A 15516-nucleotide genomic window follows, 5' to 3' on the forward strand; every position below is an offset into this window, starting at 1 on the left:
GCCCGATGATCGGCGGTTTTCGGGAGGCAGGACGTGAATACCCGGCAGGATGGCGGCACCAACAGGCTGGACGACGCAGCGCGCGCCGGCTGGCTCTACTATGTTGCCGGCAACACACAGGACCAGATCGCCGCCACGCTCGGCATATCGAGGCAGACGGCGCAGCGGCTGGTGTCGCTGGCGGTGTCGGAAGGCCTGATCAAGGTCCGCGTCGATCATCCGATCGCCAACTGCCTGGACCTTGCCGCGCGGCTGAAATCGCGCTTCGCGCTCGACCTTGTCGAGGTGGTGCCGAGTGACCCCAGTTCATCCTCCACGACCATCGGCATCGCCGAAGCGGCGGCCGCCGAGATCGAGCGGCGGCTTCGGTCGCCGACACCGCTCGTCATGGGCATCGGCACCGGACGCACGCTGAAGGCGGCGATCGAACAATTGCCGCCGATGGAATGCCCGCAGCACAAGGTGGTGTCCTTGACCGGCAACATCTCGCCGGACGGTTCGGCCGCCTTCTACAACGTCATCTTCACCATGGCCGACAGGGTCAAGGCGCGGTCCTTCCCGATGCCGCTGCCGGTCATCGCCTCCTCGCCGCAGGAGCGCGAGATGCTGCTCAATCAGCCGATGATCCAGCCGACGCTGGCGCTTGCCGCCGAGGCCGATGTCACCTTCATCGGCATTGGCGACCTTGGGCCGAAGGCGCCGCTCTACGAGGATGGCTTCATTTCCGAAAGCGAGCTGAAAGCCCTGCAGAAGGCCGGCGGCGTCGCCGAAATCGTCGGCTGGGTGTTCGATCGCGAGGGCCGCATGATCGAGGGCATCACCAATGACCGGGTGTCGTCGGCGGCGCTGCCGTCGCGTGAGAAGTCGCTGGTCATTGCGCTTGCCATGGGCGAGCGCAAGCTGCCGGGTATCATGGCGGCCGTGAATCGCCGACTGGTCAACGGGCTCATCACCGACGAGCGGACGGCCGCCGCCCTGCTGGCCAGCATTTGACGGCTTCGTGATAAAGCCAGCAAGGCTATTGGTGCCGGCCGAAAGGGTCGTTGCCGTCGAGAAAACCGAGGTCGCGCAGCAGATGCGGCGACAGGTCCCTGATATCAAGATGTGCCTTTTTTCGGGTCGCGAACCAGCCAAACCCGTCCACAAGCCACGAAATCCAGCGATGATCGGGAGCGGGAGTGCATTTTTGCTGCGCCATGGTCATGATCGCCAACCTTCGTTATCCTGAACCCGAATGACGGGTTGAGCATCAATGTCGGCCTTGCCGGCCGCCTTTGCCAATCGAACGTCGATAACGACCCATAAGGACGCCTTATGCCTGACCTCGGCGCGCCACAGCTTTCGCAACTCCCGCCGCTGCAGGCCATCCGGGTGTTCGAGGCGGTGGCGCGGCACCTTTCCTTCACCAAGGCCGCTGGTGAACTCGCCATGACGCAAGCGGCGGTCAGCTATCAGATCAAGGTGCTGGAAGAGCGCGTTGGCGCGCCGCTGTTCCTGCGCCGGCCGCGACAGATCGAACTCACGGAAGCCGGCCAACGCCTGGCGCCGGCCGTTAGCGAGGCCTTTGCCATTCTTAGCCAGGCCTATGCCGCCGCGCGCGGCGGAGCGGACGGGCTGCTATGTGTCACCACGGTGCTGACCTTTGCCTCCAACTGGCTGGCGCACCACCTCGGCGCGTTCCAGATCGCGCACCCGTCGCTTGCCGTGCGGCTCGAGACGTCGAGCCGGCTGACGGATTTCGCCCGCGAGGATGTCGACCTTGCCATCCGTTCGGGCGGTGGCAAATGGCCGGGGCTGGAAGCCCACAAGCTGCTCGATGCCGATTTCACGCCGATGCTGAGCCCGAAGCTCGCGGCGAGCATCGGCGGCATCAACGAACCGGCCGATCTGCTCAAGCTGCCGATCCTCGATCCCAGCGATATCTGGTGGACACAATGGTTCGAGGCCGCCGGCGTGCACAGCCATGACCTTGCCAGGCGTCCCGGCAGCAGCATGGGCGCGCAGGCCTACGAAGCCAACGCGGCCATATCGGGCCATGGGGTGGCGATCCTGACCCGGGCGCTGTTCAAGTCCGAACTCGCGGACGGCCGGCTGATCCAGCCTTTCGACCTGGTCGGCGACGACGGGCACGCCTACTGGCTGGTCTACCCCGAGGCGCGCCGCAACGTGCCCAAGATCCGCGCCTTCCGTGACTGGCTGCTGGCCGAGATCGCCTGCTGACCGGCGGACAAGTTGACTGGCAGACAAGCTGACCGGCAGACCGGGCAAGAAAACCACATCTCGTTCAGGAGGCTTTCGGCCCTGCCGCCCAGATCCCAGGCGGTGGCAATCCGAGCCCTGTTGCCGATCGTCCGCCGCCATGCGCCGGGTTGCGTGCTGCGCTGCAGCATCGAATCCGGCTTGACATAATTCACACCAAGTGAGTAATTGCTCATAACCAAGGCAAATGCTCATCTTGGTTTATGGGAGGAATTTGATGAAACTTCGCACGCTCACCCTGGGCTTGTTGTCCGCCAGCGCGCTTGCGTTCGCCGCACACGCCGAATCCATCACCATCGCCACAGTCAACAATGGCGATATGGTCCGCATGCAGAAGCTGACCGATGACTTTACCAAGGCCAACCCCGACATTCAGCTCAACTGGGTCACGCTCGAAGAGAACGTGCTGCGCGAGCGCGTCACCACCGACATTGCCACCAAGGGCGGCCAGTATGACGTGATGACCATCGGCACCTACGAGGTTCCGATCTGGGCCAAGCAGAGCTGGCTCTTGCCGCTCGACAAGCTCGGCGACGACTACGACGCCAAGGACATCATCCCGGCCATCGCCGGCGGCCTCTCGGTCGATGGCAAGCTCTATGCCGCGCCCTTCTACGGCGAAAGCTCCTTCGTCATGTACCGCAAGGACCTGATGGAGAAGGCCGGCCTCAAGATGCCCGACGCGCCGACCTGGGACTTTGTAAAGCAGGCCGCCGATAAGATGACCGATCGCGCCAGTGGCGTGAACGGCGTCTGCCTGCGCGGCAAGGCCGGCTGGGGCGAGAACATGGCCTTCCTGACCGCCATGTCGAACTCGTTCGGCGCCCGCTGGTTCGACGAGAACTGGAAGCCGCAGTTCGATCAGCCCGAGTGGAAGAAGACGCTGCAGTTCTATGTCGACCTGATGAAGGCCGACGGTCCCGAGGGCGCCTCGTCCAACGGCTTCAACGAGAACCTGGCGCTCTTCCAGCAGGGCAAATGCGGCATGTGGATCGACGCCACCGTGGCGGCGTCCTTCGTCTCCGACCCGAAGAACTCGACCGTCGCCGACAAGGTCGGCTACGCCCTGGCGCCCGATAACGGCCTCGGCAAGCGCGGCAACTGGCTGTGGGCGTGGTCGCTCGCGATCCCGGCCGGCACGCAAAAGGCCGACGCCGCCGAGAAGTTCGTCTCCTGGGCCACCAGCAAGCACTATGCCGAGCTCGTCGCGTCGAAGGAAGGCTGGGCCAACGTACCTCCGGGCACGCGCTCCTCGCTCTATGCCAATCCCGAGTACCAGAAGGCGGCTCCGTTCGCCAAGATGACGCTGGACTCCATCAACGCCGCCGACCCGACGCATCCGACCGTCAAGCCGGTGCCCTATGTCGGCGTGCAGTTCGTCGCCATCCCTGAATTCCAGGGCCTTGGCACCACTGTCGGCCAGCTCTTCTCGGCGGCTCTTGCCGGTCAGTCGAGCGTCGACGATGCGCTGAAGCAGGCCCAGGACGCCGCGACCGCGGCGATGACCGAGGGCGGTTATATCAAGTAAGGCTCCTCCCGGTGCCGAATGCCGGCCGACCATCATGACCGGCAACGGCCGCCCGAAACCCAGTTCGGGCGGCCGCCTTCAACGCCTCTGATAATTCAGTTTGATCCTTGAAGGGTGACCGTCATGGCTACTCAGCAGACCCGTTCGCTTGCCCGATTCATGATGGCGCCATCCGTGGTGCTGCTGCTGGTCTGGATGGTTATTCCGCTCGCTCTCACGCTGTGGTTCTCCTTCCAGCAGTACAATCCGCTTAATCCGATGCGCGATGGCTTCGTCGGCCTCTCGAACTACGCGCTGTTCTATTCCAACCCGGCTTTCCTGCAGTCGATCCTCAACACGCTTGTCCTGGTGGTCAGCGTGCTGCTGATCACGGTGATCGGCGGCATCCTGCTGGCGCTGCTCATCGATCAGCCGATGTGGGGCCAGGGGATCGTGCGCATTCTCGTCATCTCGCCGTTCTTCGTCATGCCGCCGGTGGCAGCGCTGGTGTGGAAGAACATGATCATGCACCCGCAATATGGCGTCTTCGCCGACATAGCCCGCTTCTTCGGGGCGCAACCGATCGACTGGTTCGGGCAGCATCCGATGGCGGCGATCATCATCATCGTCGCCTGGCAGTGGCTGCCTTTCGCGACTTTGATCCTCCTGACCTCGCTGCAGTCGCTCGACGGCGAGCAGAAGGAGGCCGCCGAGATGGATGGCGCCGGCTTCATCAGCCGCTTCATCTATCTGACGCTGCCGCACATGTCGCGGGCGATTACCGTGGTCATCCTGATCCAGACGATCTTCCTGCTTTCCGTCTATGCCGAGATCCTGGTCACCACCAATGGCGGCCCGGGCTATGCCTCCACCAATCTGCCCTTCCTTGTCTACCAGAAGGCGTTGCTGGAGTTCAAAATCGGCCAGGCATCCGCGGGCGGTGTGATCGCCGTCATTCTCGCCAACATCGTCGCCTTCTTCGCCATGCGCGCCGTCGGCAAGAACCTGGACAAGTAAGGGAGGTCAAGATGGCACGTGCGCTGAACCACCCCCACTTCGTCCCGCTGCGCGGGACACCTCTCCCCCGGCCCGGGGGAGAGGAAATGCCTGCATCGAAGCTGCGCCCTTCCTCTACCCCGTCGATCGGAGGAGAGGTGGTTTGCGCAGCAAACCGGAGTGGGGGTCGACCCTGCCGCCACCATCGCCGATACGGGAGAACCTGATCATGGCACGCGCAGTCACCACCCAGCACAAGACAATCGCGACCGTCGCCGCCTGGATCGTCGCCCTGCTGATTTTCTTCCCGATCCTCTATACGATCATCACCTCGTTCAAGTCGGAACAGGAGGCGATCCAGGGCTTCAACCTGATCCCGTCGGGGACCTTCGAAAGCTATGCCGAAGTCCAGGCGCAGAGCGGTTATTTCAAGTTCTTCCTGAACTCGGTGCTGCTCTCCGTCGGCTCGACCATCCTGGCGCTGCTGGTCGCGATTCCGGCGGCTTGGTCGATGGCGTTTTCGCCGACCAAGCGGACCAAGGACATCCTCATGTGGATGCTGTCCACCAAGATGATGCCGGCGGTTGCCGTGCTGTTTCCGATCTACCTGATCTTCCGCAATCTCGGCCTGCTGGACTCGCGCATCGGCCTGATGGTCATGCTGATGCTGATCAACCTGCCGATCGTGGTGTGGATGCTCTACACCTACTTCCGCGAGATCCCCGGCGAGATCCTGGAAGCGGCTCGCATGGACGGCGCGTCGCTGTGGAACGAGATCATCTACGTGTTGACGCCGATGGCGGTGCCGGGCATCGCCTCGACCATGCTGCTCAACATCATCCTGGCCTGGAACGAGGCATTCTGGACCATCCGGCTGACCACCACGGACGCTGCTCCGCTGACCGCCTTCATCAGCTCCTTCTCCAGCCCGCAAGGCCTGTTCTGGGCCAAGCTTTCGGCGGCCTCGACGCTGGCCATCGCGCCGATCCTGATCATGGGCTGGTTCAGCCAGAAGCAGCTGGTGCGCGGCCTGACCTTTGGTGCGGTGAAGTAACGGAAATTGCCTGAAGCAATCGACGAAAAATAGCTCTCGGGGAGGAAACCATGGGAAACATCACGCTCAAGAACGTCTCCAAATCGTTTGGATCGACGTCCATCATCCCCGGTCTCGACCTGGTGATCGAGAATGGCGAGTTCGTCGTCTTCGTCGGCCCGTCGGGCTGCGGCAAGTCGACATTGCTGCGGCTGATCGCCGGCCTCGAAGACACCAGCGGTGGCACCATCAACATAGATGGCCGTGACGTCACCGGCGAGGCGCCGGCCAAGCGCAAGCTCGCCATGGTGTTCCAGTCCTATGCGCTTTATCCGCACATGACGGTTGCCAAGAACATCGCCTTTCCGCTGAAGATGGCAGGCGAGGACCAGGCGACCATCGACAGGAAGGTGAAGGACGCGGCGCGCGTGCTCAATCTCACCAACTATCTCGAACGCCGTCCCGGCCAGCTCTCCGGCGGTCAGCGCCAGCGCGTCGCCATCGGCCGCGCCATCGTGCGCCAGCCCTCGGCCTTCCTGTTCGACGAACCGCTGTCCAACCTCGACGCGGCACTGCGCGGCACCATGCGGCTCGAGATCAGCGAGCTGCACCACCAGCTCAAGACGACGATGATCTACGTCACCCACGACCAGGTCGAGGCCATGACCATGGCCGACAAGATCGTCGTCTTGAACGCCGGCAACATCGAGCAGGTCGGCTCGCCGATGGAGCTCTACAAGACGCCGCGCAACCTGTTCGTCGCCGGCTTCATCGGCTCGCCGAAGATGAACCTGATCGAGGGCGCGCCGGCTGACAAATACCGCGCCAAGACGATCGGCATCCGGCCCGAACATATGCAGATCTCGACCACGGCGGGCGACTGGAAGGCGACGGTCGGCGTTGCCGAGCATCTGGGCTCCGACACGTTTCTGCATGTCCAGGCCGATGGCGTCGGACCGCTGACGGTGCGCGCCGACGGCGAACTGGCCGTGCATCATGGCGACACGATCTACCTTACACCCGAAAAGGCCAAGCTGCATCGCTTCGGCGCTGACGGCAAGGCGATGGCCCAGTGAGGGTGGGGTAGTGAGGCTGAAAGGCAAATCGGCGCTGATCACCGGGTCGGCGCGCGGCATCGGCAAAGCCTTCGCCGAAGCCTATGTGCGCGAAGGCGCCACGGTGGCGATTGCCGATATCAACCTTGAAGCCGCCGAGAAAACGGCCGCCGCGATCGGCGACAACACCTATGCCGTCAAGCTCGACGTCACCGACCAGGCATCCATCGAGGCTGCGGTCAAAGCGGTGGAGAGCAAAACCGGCGGTCTGGACATCCTGATCAACAACGCCGCTCTGTTTGACCTGGCGCCGATCGTGGAGATCTCTCGAGCGAGCTACGAAAAGCTTTTCTCCGTCAATGTCGCCGGCACGTTGTTCATGCTGCAGGCAGCCGCCCGCTCGATGATCGCGCGGGGCAAGGGCGGCAGGATCATCAACATGGCGAGCCAGGCCGGGCGTCGCGGCGAGCCGCTGGTCGCGGTCTACTGCGCCACCAAAGCCGCGGTCATCTCGCTGACGCAGTCGGCCGGGCTCGACCTGATCAAGCACCGCATCAATGTCAACGGCATCGCGCCCGGCGTCGTCGACAGCGACATGTGGGACGAGGTCGATGCCCTGTTCGCCAAATACGAGAACCGGCCGAAAGGCGAAAAGAAACGGCTGGTCGGCGAAGGCGTTCCGTATGGCCGCATGGGCAAGCCGGAAGACCTCGCAGGCATGGCCGTGTTTCTCGCCAGTGACGAGGCCGAATACATCGTCGCCCAGACCTACAACGTCGATGGCGGCCAATGGATGAGTTGAAAAGGACGAGTTGAGGGGGAAGGCGCTTCTCTCATTTCCTCCGGAGAAGACGCCACGGGGGCGGATGAGGGGCAGCATACTGGAAAACCAGGTGCGGCCCCTCATCCTCGCCCTCCCGAAGGAGGCGAAACAGTCGGGCTGCAAATCGGCCAAAGGGTAAAGCAGATGACCGTGAAACTCTCTTCCTCGAGCCTCGCCACGCTTCCGTCCAAGGTCGCAGGTCCGAACTATGACCGGTCGGCGTTGAAAGCCGGCATCGTGCATTTCGGTGTCGGCAATTTTCACCGGTCACATCAGGCCGTCTATCTCGACGACCTGTTCGGTCAAGGCGTCGGTCATGATTGGGCGCTGGTCGGCGCCGGCGTGTTCGACGGCGAGAAGATCGGCCGCGGCAAGCTCGAAGAACAGGACTGGCTGACCACGGTTGTCGAGCAGGACGAGGGCCATATGAGTGCCCGCGTCACCGGCGCGATGATCGATTTCCTGATGCCGGGCGATGCGGCCGGTATCATCGATCGCCTTGCCGACCCGGCCATCAGGATCGTATCGCTGACCATCACCGAAGGCGGCTATTTCATCGATCCGGCCTCCGGCGTGTTCAATCCGACCCATCCCGATATCGTCGCCGACGCCCAGCCGGGCGCCACACCGAAAACCGTATTCGGCATCATCCTGGCCGGGCTGGCGCGACGCCGCCAGGATGGCATCGTGCCGTTCACGGTCATGTCCTGCGACAACATCCCCCACAACGGCCATGTCACGTCGGATGGCGTTATCGGCCTCGCCCGCCTGATCGACGAGGATTTGGCGAGCTGGGTCAGCGACCACGTCGCCTTCCCGAACGCCATGGTCGACCGCATCACACCGGCAACCAGCGACCGTGAGCGCAAGATCCTTGCCGATGATTTCGGCCTCGAGGACAATTGGCCGGTGTTCTGTGAGCCGTTCCGGCAATGGGTGCTGGAAGACCATTTCACCGATGGCCGCCCGCCGCTGGAAAAGGTCGGCGTGCAGTTCGTCAGGGACGTCGCCCCTTACGAGCTGATGAAGATCCGCATCCTCAATGGCGGCCACGCCACCATCGCCTATCCGGCCGGGCTGATGGACATCCACTTCGTCCATGAGGCGATGCAGGAGCCGCTGGTGCTCGGTTTCCTCGACAAGCTCGAGCATGACGAGATCATCCCGACAGTGCCGCCGGTGCCGGACACGGTGCTGGAAGATTATTACCAGCTCATCGAGAAGCGCTTCTCCAATCCCAAGATCGGCGACACGGTGCGCCGCCTCTGCCTCGACGGCTCCAACCGCCAGCCGAAATTCATCATCCCGACCATCGCCGACCGGCTGAAGGCCGGCAAAGGCGTTGCCGGTCTGGCGCTGGAATCGGCGCTGTGGTGCCGCTACTGCTTCGGCACGACGGACAGCGGGGCGGTCATCGAGCCCAACGACCCGAGCTGGGACCGGCTGCAGGCAACGGCAAAGGCGGCAAAGGACGCGCCCGCCGCCTGGCTTGCCATGGACGATATCTATGGCGATGTCGGCCGCGCCACGGCCTTCGTCGACGCCTTCGTCCACGCGTTCAACGTGCTCTGGGCCAATGGCACGCGCGCCACGCTGACGCGCTACCTCGCCGGCAAGCTCTGAGAGCCAGCCGGCATCATGACGCCTGAACTGGTCATCTTCGACTGCGACGGCGTGCTGGTCGACAGCGAGGCGCTCTCCGTCTCGGCGCTGCTCGGCATGATCGAACTTGCCGGCGGCAGCGTCGGCGAAGACGCCGCCTACGAGCATTTCCTTGGCAAGAGCATGAAGAGCGTGCGCGAAATCCTCGGCCGCGACTTCGGCCTGGAGATCACCGATCAGCATCTCACCGCCATGCGCGTCGACCTCATGCGAAAGTTCCGTGAGGAGCTGAAGCCGATCGCCGGCGTCAAGGCGATGCTGCCGAAGCTCGGCCTGCCGTACTGCGTCGCTTCCTCCGGCACGCTGGAACGTATTCGTTACGCGCTCGACGTCACCGGCCTGCTCACGCTGATGGAGCCGCATCTGTTCAGCGCTGCCATGGTTGCCAGGGGCAAGCCGGCACCGGACCTTTTCCTCCACGCGGCCGCCGCCATGCGGGCGCAACCGAGAAATTGCCTGGTCATCGAGGACAGCCCGGCCGGCGTCGCGGCCGCGCTCGCGGCGGATATGCGCGTCTTCGCCTTCAGCGGCGGCGCACACGCCGGCAATCCGGGATTGAAAGCGCGGCTTGCGTCGACCGAACCGGACTTTATATTCGCTGACATGCTGCAATTGCCCGATTTGATTGCAGGCCTGGAAGCGAGAGTTAGAGCATCTTGACGAAACAGTTTGTCTGCGCGGTCGATGTCGGCACCGGGAGCGCTCGCGCGGGCATTCTCGACGCCAGTGGTACCTTGCTTGGCCGCGCCGAGCGGCCGATCGCCATGAACCAGCCAAAGCCAGATCATGCCGAGCATGATTCACGCGATATCTGGGCCGCCGTCTGCACCGCCGTGCGTGCCGCGCGGGAAAAGGCCGGCGTCGCCGCCGAGCATATTGCCGGTATCTCCTTCGATGCCACCTGTTCGCTGGTCGTGCGTGACAGGCAGGGCGGCCAGCTCAGTGTGTCGACCAGCGGCGACAAGCGCTGGGACACCATTGTCTGGCTCGACCACCGTGCCATCGCCGAAGCCGACGAATGTACCGCGAGCGGCCACGAGGTGCTGAACTACATCGGCGGCGTTATGTCGCCCGAGATGGCGACGCCGAAGCTGATGTGGTTGAAGCGCAATCTGCCGAAGACGTGGAACGAAGCCGGCTATTTATTCGACCTGACCGATTTCCTGACCTGGCAGGCGACGGGCTCGCTGGCTCGCTCGCAATGCACGCTGACAGCGAAGTGGACTTATCTGGCGCACCAGGACACCGCGTGGCAGCGCGATTTCTTCGAACTCGTCGGCCTCGACGATCTTTTTGAGCACGGCAATCTGCCGGAACGGGCCAGTCCGGTCGGCGCCGATATCGGTCCGTTGACGGCGCAGGCAGCGGCAGAACTCGGTCTGACCGAAAACTGCCGCGTCGGCGCGGGCGTCATCGATGCCTATGCCGGGGCGCTTGGCGTGCTCGGCGGCTTTGCCGGCGACGACCAGAATATCGGTCGCCATCTGGCGCTGATCGCCGGCACCTCATCCTGCGTCATGGCAATGTCGCCCGATCCGCAGCCTTTCGCCGGTGTCTGGGGCCCCTATTACGGCGCCGCACTGCCGAAGCTGTGGCTGTCGGAAGGCGGTCAGTCGGCGACCGGGGCGCTGCTCGACCACATCATCCGCTGGCACGGCGCCGGCGGCGAGCCGAATGCGGCCATGCATGCCAGGATCGCCGCGCGCGTCGCCGAACTGCGCGCCGCCGAGGGCGAGAGCCTTGCCGACCGGCTGCATGTGCTGCCGGATTTCCACGGCAACCGCTCGCCGCTTGCCGACCCACATGCCGTTGGCGTCGTCAGCGGGCTGACGCTGGATTCGTCCTTCGACAGCCTGTGCAAGCTTTACTGGCGCACCGCCGTCGGCATCGCGCTCGGCGTGCGCCATGTGCTGGAGGCGCTGAACGAGAACGGCTATCTGATCGACACGCTGCATGTCACCGGCGGCCACACCAAGAACCCGCTTTTGATGGAGCTCTATGCCGACGCCACCGGCTGCACGGTGGTCGAGCCGCTGGCCGACGAGGCGGTGCTGCTCGGCACCGGCATGGTGGCGGCGACCGCCGCCGGGCTTTTCCCCGATCTCAACGCCGCCTGCCTTGCCATGCAGCAGGGCGGCAAGACACGCGCCGCCAATCCGGCAGCCGGCGTCCGCTTCGATCGCGACTACCGGATTTTCCTGGAAATGCACCGGCAGCGGCAGATGCTTGACGCGATCCGGTAGGCTTTTACGCTATTGCCTGCGCAGGGACGCGCCCGATGTCGCGTCGAACAGGTGAATGTCATTCTCCTCGAATGTATAGCGGACGGGAGCACGCACTACCGGGCAGTCGCGTGCCGGAACGAGGGCGCTGATTTCCTTGCCGCCGGAGCCGAATGTCACCAGCGCGTCATTGCCATGGAATTCGATGAGATCGGCGGTGCCTTGCAATAGGCTTGCGGCGCCGACACCGGCCGTCTTCAGGTCCGGGGGCCGGATGCCCAGCACAGCGCGATCGCCCGGCTGGAGATGAAAGCCCGCCCCGTCTATCGAAAGCACCGTCCCGGCGCCGGTCAGCGTCCAGCCGTTCCCTGCCCGGCCGACCGTCACATCGATAAAATTCATGTTCGGCGTGCCGATGAAACCGGCCACGAAAATATTGCCCGGCCGCCCGTAGATTTCCGCCGGCGAGCCGATCTGCTCGATGATGCCATCCTTGAGCAGCACGATACGGTCGGCGAGCGTCATCGCCTCCAGCTGGTCGTGCGTGACATAGACGGTGGTGGTCTTCAGCGACTGGTGCAGCCGCGCGATCTCGACGCGCATATGGTTGCGCAATTTGGCGTCGAGATTGGACAACGGCTCGTCGAACAGGAACACCTTGGGCGTCTTGATCATGGCCCGCGCGATCGCCACGCGCTGCTGCTGGCCGCCGGAGAGTTCGGCTGGCTTACGGCCGAGATAGGGGTCGAGCCCAAGCGTCCTCGACACCGCTTCGACCCGCTTGCGGATCTCGGGCGCCGGGACCTTCTGGCGCCGCAGCCCGAAGGCGATGTTGTCGAAAATGCTCATGTGCGGGTAGAGCGCGTAGTTCTGGAACACCATGGCGATACCGCGGTCGCCCGGATTGAGGTCGTTGACCACCTTGCCGCCGATCGATACCTCGCCGCCGCTGATGTCCTCCAGCCCCGCCAGCATGCGCAGCAAGGTCGACTTGCCGCAGCCGGACGGGCCGAGGAACACGACGAATTCGTGCTCCTCGATCGAGAGATTGAGATCGCGGATCACTGTGGTGGCGCCATAGGCCTTGTCGACATGGGAGCAAACGATCGCGGACATGGTCAGCCCTTTTCGCCGGTAAGCAGGATCTGCAGCTTGACGTCCTGCGGGTTGCCTTCGGCGGCTCGTTCGAACGCCTTGATGCTGTCGGCGAAATCATAGGTTCCGGTGATCAGCGGCTTGAGGTCGACCTTGCCGGAGGCGATGAGCTGCAGGGCGCGGTCGAAGATGTTGGCATAGCGGAACACCGTCTCGATGCGCACTTCCTTCGAGATCGCCGCCGGCACATTGAGGGCCACCGGTTCCACCGGCAGCCCGACCAGCACCACCGCGCCACCTGGCCGCACGACGTCGAACAGATCGGCGAAAGCCTTGGCGCTGCCGCTCGCCTCGAAGACGATGTCGGCACCCCAATTGTCGGTAGCTGCCGCGACGGCATCGACCAGCGACTGCTCGCCGACATTGACCGGCACGATGCCGGCATATTGCGCGGCGATCCTCAGCTTGGGCGCGGAAAAATCGGAAATCAGCACTTTCGAACAACCGCCAGCAAGGGCGGCAAGGGCGACCATGATGCCGATCGGGCCGCAGCCGACGACGACGGCGACATCGCCCGGGACGATGCGGGCGCGGCTAGCCGCCTGCATCCCGATGGCGAAGGGCTCGACCATCGCGCCCTCGGCGAAGGAGACATTGTCCGGCAGCTTGTAGGTAAAGGCGGCCGGGTGCACGGCATAGGGAGCAAGGATGCCATGCACCGGCGGGGTCGCCCAAAAAGTGACGTCGGGGTCGACATTGTAGATGCCGAGCTTTGTCGCGCGCGATGACAGATTCGGTACACCCGGCTCCATGCAGACGCGGTCGCCGACCTTCAGACTCCTGACATTGGCGCCGACCTCGACGATTGTGCCCGCAGCCTCGTGGCCGAGCACCATCGGCGCCCGCACGACATAGCTGCCGATGGCGCCATGCGTGTAATAATGCACGTCGCTGCCGCAGACGCCGACCGTGTGGATGGCGATCCTGACATCGTCGGGGCCGACATCGAGCGGCAACGCGATCTCGCGCAGCGACAATTCACCTTTTTTCTCAAGCACCAAAGCCCGCATCGGGTAAGTCCTCACTTCAAGTCTTTTTTTGCCGGAAAACAGAATTCAGGAAGCCGCTGAGCACGCCGAGGAACAGCAGCGGCGGCAGCGACAGGAGCACGACCGAGGCGTTGAGAATGCCCCACGGCACGTTCATGCCTTGCTGGGAGAGTTCGGAAGCGACGATCGGCAAGGTCTTGGCGTTGGAACTCGACAGCATCAGCGCGATCAGGAATTCGTTCCAGACCAGCACGAAGCTGAAGGCGACCGCGCCGATCAGCGAGCGCGCAGCCACGGGCAGCGCGATCCGCCAGAACACCGAATAGGCGCCGTAGCCGTCGACGAAGGCGGCTTCCTCGATCTCCTTCGGCACGCCTTGGAAGGCTGGAATGGCGAGCCACATGATCACCGAGATGGTGAGCAGTGAATAGGTGACGATCAGCGCCGGCAGCGTATCGTAGAGACCGAGTTGCAGCCAGATCACCATAAGCGGGATCGCCACCGCCACCGGCGGCAGGAAGCGCAGCGACAGCACGAAGAACTGGATGTCGCCGGCCCAGCGGTTGGGATAACGCGCCACCGCGTAAGCCGCGGGCAAACCGAGCACGACGCCGATCAGTACGGCTGTGCCGCAAGCGACGACCGAATTGTAGAGGCCGGTGACGACGCTGTCGCGGCCAAGTATGTAGCTGATGTTGGCAAGCGTCGGTGTGAACACCAGGCGGGGAACGCGGGTGATGATATCCACGCTGTTCTTCAGCGAATTGAGCGCTGTCCACAGCAGCGGAAACACCGCGAGGAAGCCGGCGAAGGCCAGGACGGCCTTGGCGATGATGCGGCCGAGCCTCATGCCTGCACCCGCTTCCACAGCATGGTGAAGGTGATGACGGTGGCGATCATCATCAGCACGGCCATCGCCGAGGCATAGGAAACCTTGCCGGATTCGATGAAGCCTTGCGAGAAGGCGTACATGTCGAGCGTTTCGGTCGCGACCCCCGGCCCGCCGCGGGTCATCACATAAATCAGGTCGAAGGAGCGCAGCGACTCGATCATCTTGACGAACATCAGGCTGATCAGCGGCGCCTTCAGCATCGGCAAGGTGACATAGGCATGGATCTGCCAGCGCCGGGCATGGTCGAGCCGGGCCGCCTCGATCGGCTGCGGCGGCAAGGTTTCCAAGAGCTTCAGCACGATGACCGCGAAGAACAGGCCCCACTGCCAGACATCGACCGAAGCGACGGCGAACAGCGCCGTCGACGGCTTGGACAGCGGGTCGAAGATCAGCCCGCCGGTCAGCAGCCGGTAGGGATAAGTGGCGATGCCATAGAGCGGATGATAGGCGAACTTCCACACGAAGGCCGCCGACACGCGCGGCAACAGCACCGGAACGATGAACAGCAGACAGTAGAGGTTGCGCAGGCGCGGCGAGGCGACCTCGAACATCAGCACGCCGAGCCCGATCGCCACCACCATCGTCGCGACGACAGTGACGACCTCCCACTTCACCGACACCCAGACAGCGTTGAGGAAGCGGCGGTCGGAGAACAGGTCGACAAAATTCGACAACCAGACCCAGGAACAGGCAGCCGAGCTCAGCTCGCGGTTCTGCAGCGCGATGATGATCGCGTAGAGCGTCGGCACCATCGACAGGATCAGCAGAATGACCAGTGTCGGCACGACAAAGGTGACCGGCAGGGATGAACGTCGAGGCATTGGTCTCAGGCCTTGCTGTGTCTCTGATATCTGGACATGGCGGAACCCGCGCGCGGGACAGGGCAGGCCCTCCTGCGACACACAGGTCCCGGCATTCTCAGG

General features: G+C 63.7%; 15 protein-coding genes. 10 read left to right on the forward strand and 5 right to left on the reverse strand.

What is annotated here, in order from left to right:
* The first annotated feature begins 33 nt into the window (after positions 1 to 33).
* Positions 34 to 993 (forward strand): sugar-binding transcriptional regulator, encoded by a 960-nt coding sequence (locus FJ960_RS16870; protein WP_140508269.1) that lies wholly within the window; start codon positions 34 to 36, stop codon positions 991 to 993.
* 25 nt (positions 994 to 1018) lie between these two features.
* Here FJ960_RS16870 and FJ960_RS16875 read toward each other — a convergent pair whose 3' ends face one another.
* The gene (locus FJ960_RS16875) at positions 1019 to 1204 is read right to left on the reverse strand and encodes a hypothetical protein (RefSeq protein WP_027145414.1); all 186 of its coding nucleotides are present in this window, start codon (positions 1202 to 1204) and stop codon (positions 1019 to 1021) included.
* A gap of 110 nt (positions 1205 to 1314) precedes the next feature.
* On the opposite strand from FJ960_RS16875, the gene gcvA reads away from it, so the two are divergent.
* From gcvA to FJ960_RS16920, 9 genes are all read left to right on the forward strand, one after another.
* On the forward strand, positions 1315 to 2220 hold the full coding sequence (gcvA, locus tag FJ960_RS16880; protein ID WP_140508271.1) for a transcriptional regulator GcvA: 906 nt from the start codon (positions 1315 to 1317) through the stop codon (positions 2218 to 2220).
* 256 nt (positions 2221 to 2476) lie between these two features.
* Positions 2477 to 3787 carry a sugar ABC transporter substrate-binding protein gene (locus FJ960_RS16885; RefSeq protein WP_140508273.1) on the forward strand — a complete coding sequence of 437 codons (1311 nt, stop codon included), beginning with the start codon at positions 2477 to 2479 and terminating at the stop codon, positions 3785 to 3787.
* Between the two features lie 123 nt (positions 3788 to 3910).
* A complete protein-coding gene (locus tag FJ960_RS16890) occupies positions 3911 to 4783 on the forward strand; it encodes a sugar ABC transporter permease (protein ID WP_140715418.1) in 873 nt (290 codons plus the stop codon).
* 208 nt (positions 4784 to 4991) lie between these two features.
* Complete coding sequence (locus FJ960_RS16895) at positions 4992 to 5816, forward strand: carbohydrate ABC transporter permease (RefSeq protein WP_027145410.1); 825 nt, start codon at positions 4992 to 4994, stop codon at positions 5814 to 5816.
* Between the two features lie 50 nt (positions 5817 to 5866).
* Positions 5867 to 6871, forward strand: coding sequence for an ABC transporter ATP-binding protein (locus FJ960_RS16900; RefSeq protein ID WP_140715420.1), 1005 nt, complete (start codon positions 5867 to 5869; stop codon positions 6869 to 6871).
* A 10-nt stretch (positions 6872 to 6881) separates the two neighbouring features.
* A complete protein-coding gene (locus FJ960_RS16905; RefSeq protein ID WP_140715422.1) occupies positions 6882 to 7652 on the forward strand; it encodes an L-iditol 2-dehydrogenase in 771 nt (256 codons plus the stop codon).
* Between the two features lie 165 nt (positions 7653 to 7817).
* Positions 7818 to 9296 (forward strand): mannitol dehydrogenase family protein, encoded by a 1479-nt coding sequence (locus tag FJ960_RS16910; protein WP_140715424.1) that lies wholly within the window; start codon positions 7818 to 7820, stop codon positions 9294 to 9296.
* A gap of 15 nt (positions 9297 to 9311) precedes the next feature.
* On the forward strand, positions 9312 to 9995 hold the full coding sequence (locus tag FJ960_RS16915; RefSeq protein WP_140715426.1) for an HAD-IA family hydrolase: 684 nt from the start codon (positions 9312 to 9314) through the stop codon (positions 9993 to 9995).
* Positions 9992 to 11578: an FGGY-family carbohydrate kinase gene (locus FJ960_RS16920; protein ID WP_140715428.1), complete on the forward strand. Its 1587-nt coding sequence runs from the start codon at positions 9992 to 9994 to the stop codon at positions 11576 to 11578. Before FJ960_RS16915 ends, FJ960_RS16920 begins: the two co-directional genes overlap by 4 nt.
* 9 nt (positions 11579 to 11587) lie before the next feature.
* Here FJ960_RS16920 and ugpC read toward each other — a convergent pair whose 3' ends face one another.
* Genes ugpC through FJ960_RS16940 form a run of 4 tightly spaced genes read right to left on the reverse strand, consistent with a single transcriptional unit; the run spans position 11588 to position 15414 of the window.
* Positions 11588 to 12673: a sn-glycerol-3-phosphate ABC transporter ATP-binding protein UgpC gene (ugpC, locus tag FJ960_RS16925; protein ID WP_140508285.1), complete on the reverse strand. Its 1086-nt coding sequence runs from the start codon at positions 12671 to 12673 to the stop codon at positions 11588 to 11590.
* Positions 12674 to 12675: 2 nt separating this feature from the next.
* Entirely contained in the window at positions 12676 to 13722 is a 1047-nt protein-coding gene (locus FJ960_RS16930; protein WP_140508287.1) for an NAD(P)-dependent alcohol dehydrogenase, read from the reverse strand.
* Between the two features lie 16 nt (positions 13723 to 13738).
* Positions 13739 to 14551, reverse strand: coding sequence for a carbohydrate ABC transporter permease (locus FJ960_RS16935; protein WP_140715430.1), 813 nt, complete (start codon positions 14549 to 14551; stop codon positions 13739 to 13741).
* Positions 14548 to 15414, reverse strand: coding sequence for a sugar ABC transporter permease (locus FJ960_RS16940; protein WP_140715432.1), 867 nt, complete (start codon positions 15412 to 15414; stop codon positions 14548 to 14550). Before FJ960_RS16940 ends, FJ960_RS16935 begins: the two co-directional genes overlap by 4 nt.
* Between the last annotated feature and the right edge of the window lie 102 nt (positions 15415 to 15516).

This window comes from Mesorhizobium sp. B2-3-11, assembly GCF_006442215.1.
In the GTDB taxonomy this organism is placed as follows: Bacteria; Pseudomonadota; Alphaproteobacteria; order Rhizobiales; family Rhizobiaceae; genus Mesorhizobium; species Mesorhizobium salmacidum.

Bases quoted from the DNA above. Each gene is read 5' to 3' on its own strand.
- FJ960_RS16875 (WP_027145414.1), bottom strand. From the start codon at position 1,204: ATGACCATGGCGCAGCAAAAATGCACTCCCGCTCCCGATCATCGCTGG.
- FJ960_RS16915 (WP_140715426.1), top strand. From the start codon at position 9,312: ATGACGCCTGAACTGGTCATCTTCGACTGCGACGGCGTGCTGGTCGAC.
- gcvA (WP_140508271.1), top strand. From the start codon at position 1,315: ATGCCTGACCTCGGCGCGCCACAGCTTTCGCAACTCCCGCCGCTGCAG.
- FJ960_RS16910 (WP_140715424.1), top strand. From the start codon at position 7,818: ATGACCGTGAAACTCTCTTCCTCGAGCCTCGCCACGCTTCCGTCCAAG.
- FJ960_RS16885 (WP_140508273.1), top strand. From the start codon at position 2,477: ATGAAACTTCGCACGCTCACCCTGGGCTTGTTGTCCGCCAGCGCGCTT.
- FJ960_RS16940 (WP_140715432.1), bottom strand. From the start codon at position 15,414: ATGCCTCGACGTTCATCCCTGCCGGTCACCTTTGTCGTGCCGACACTG.
- FJ960_RS16930 (WP_140508287.1), bottom strand. From the start codon at position 13,722: ATGCGGGCTTTGGTGCTTGAGAAAAAAGGTGAATTGTCGCTGCGCGAG.
- FJ960_RS16890 (WP_140715418.1), top strand. From the start codon at position 3,911: ATGGCTACTCAGCAGACCCGTTCGCTTGCCCGATTCATGATGGCGCCA.
- FJ960_RS16935 (WP_140715430.1), bottom strand. From the start codon at position 14,551: ATGAGGCTCGGCCGCATCATCGCCAAGGCCGTCCTGGCCTTCGCCGGC.
- ugpC (WP_140508285.1), bottom strand. From the start codon at position 12,673: ATGTCCGCGATCGTTTGCTCCCATGTCGACAAGGCCTATGGCGCCACC.
- FJ960_RS16900 (WP_140715420.1), top strand. From the start codon at position 5,867: ATGGGAAACATCACGCTCAAGAACGTCTCCAAATCGTTTGGATCGACG.
- FJ960_RS16895 (WP_027145410.1), top strand. From the start codon at position 4,992: ATGGCACGCGCAGTCACCACCCAGCACAAGACAATCGCGACCGTCGCC.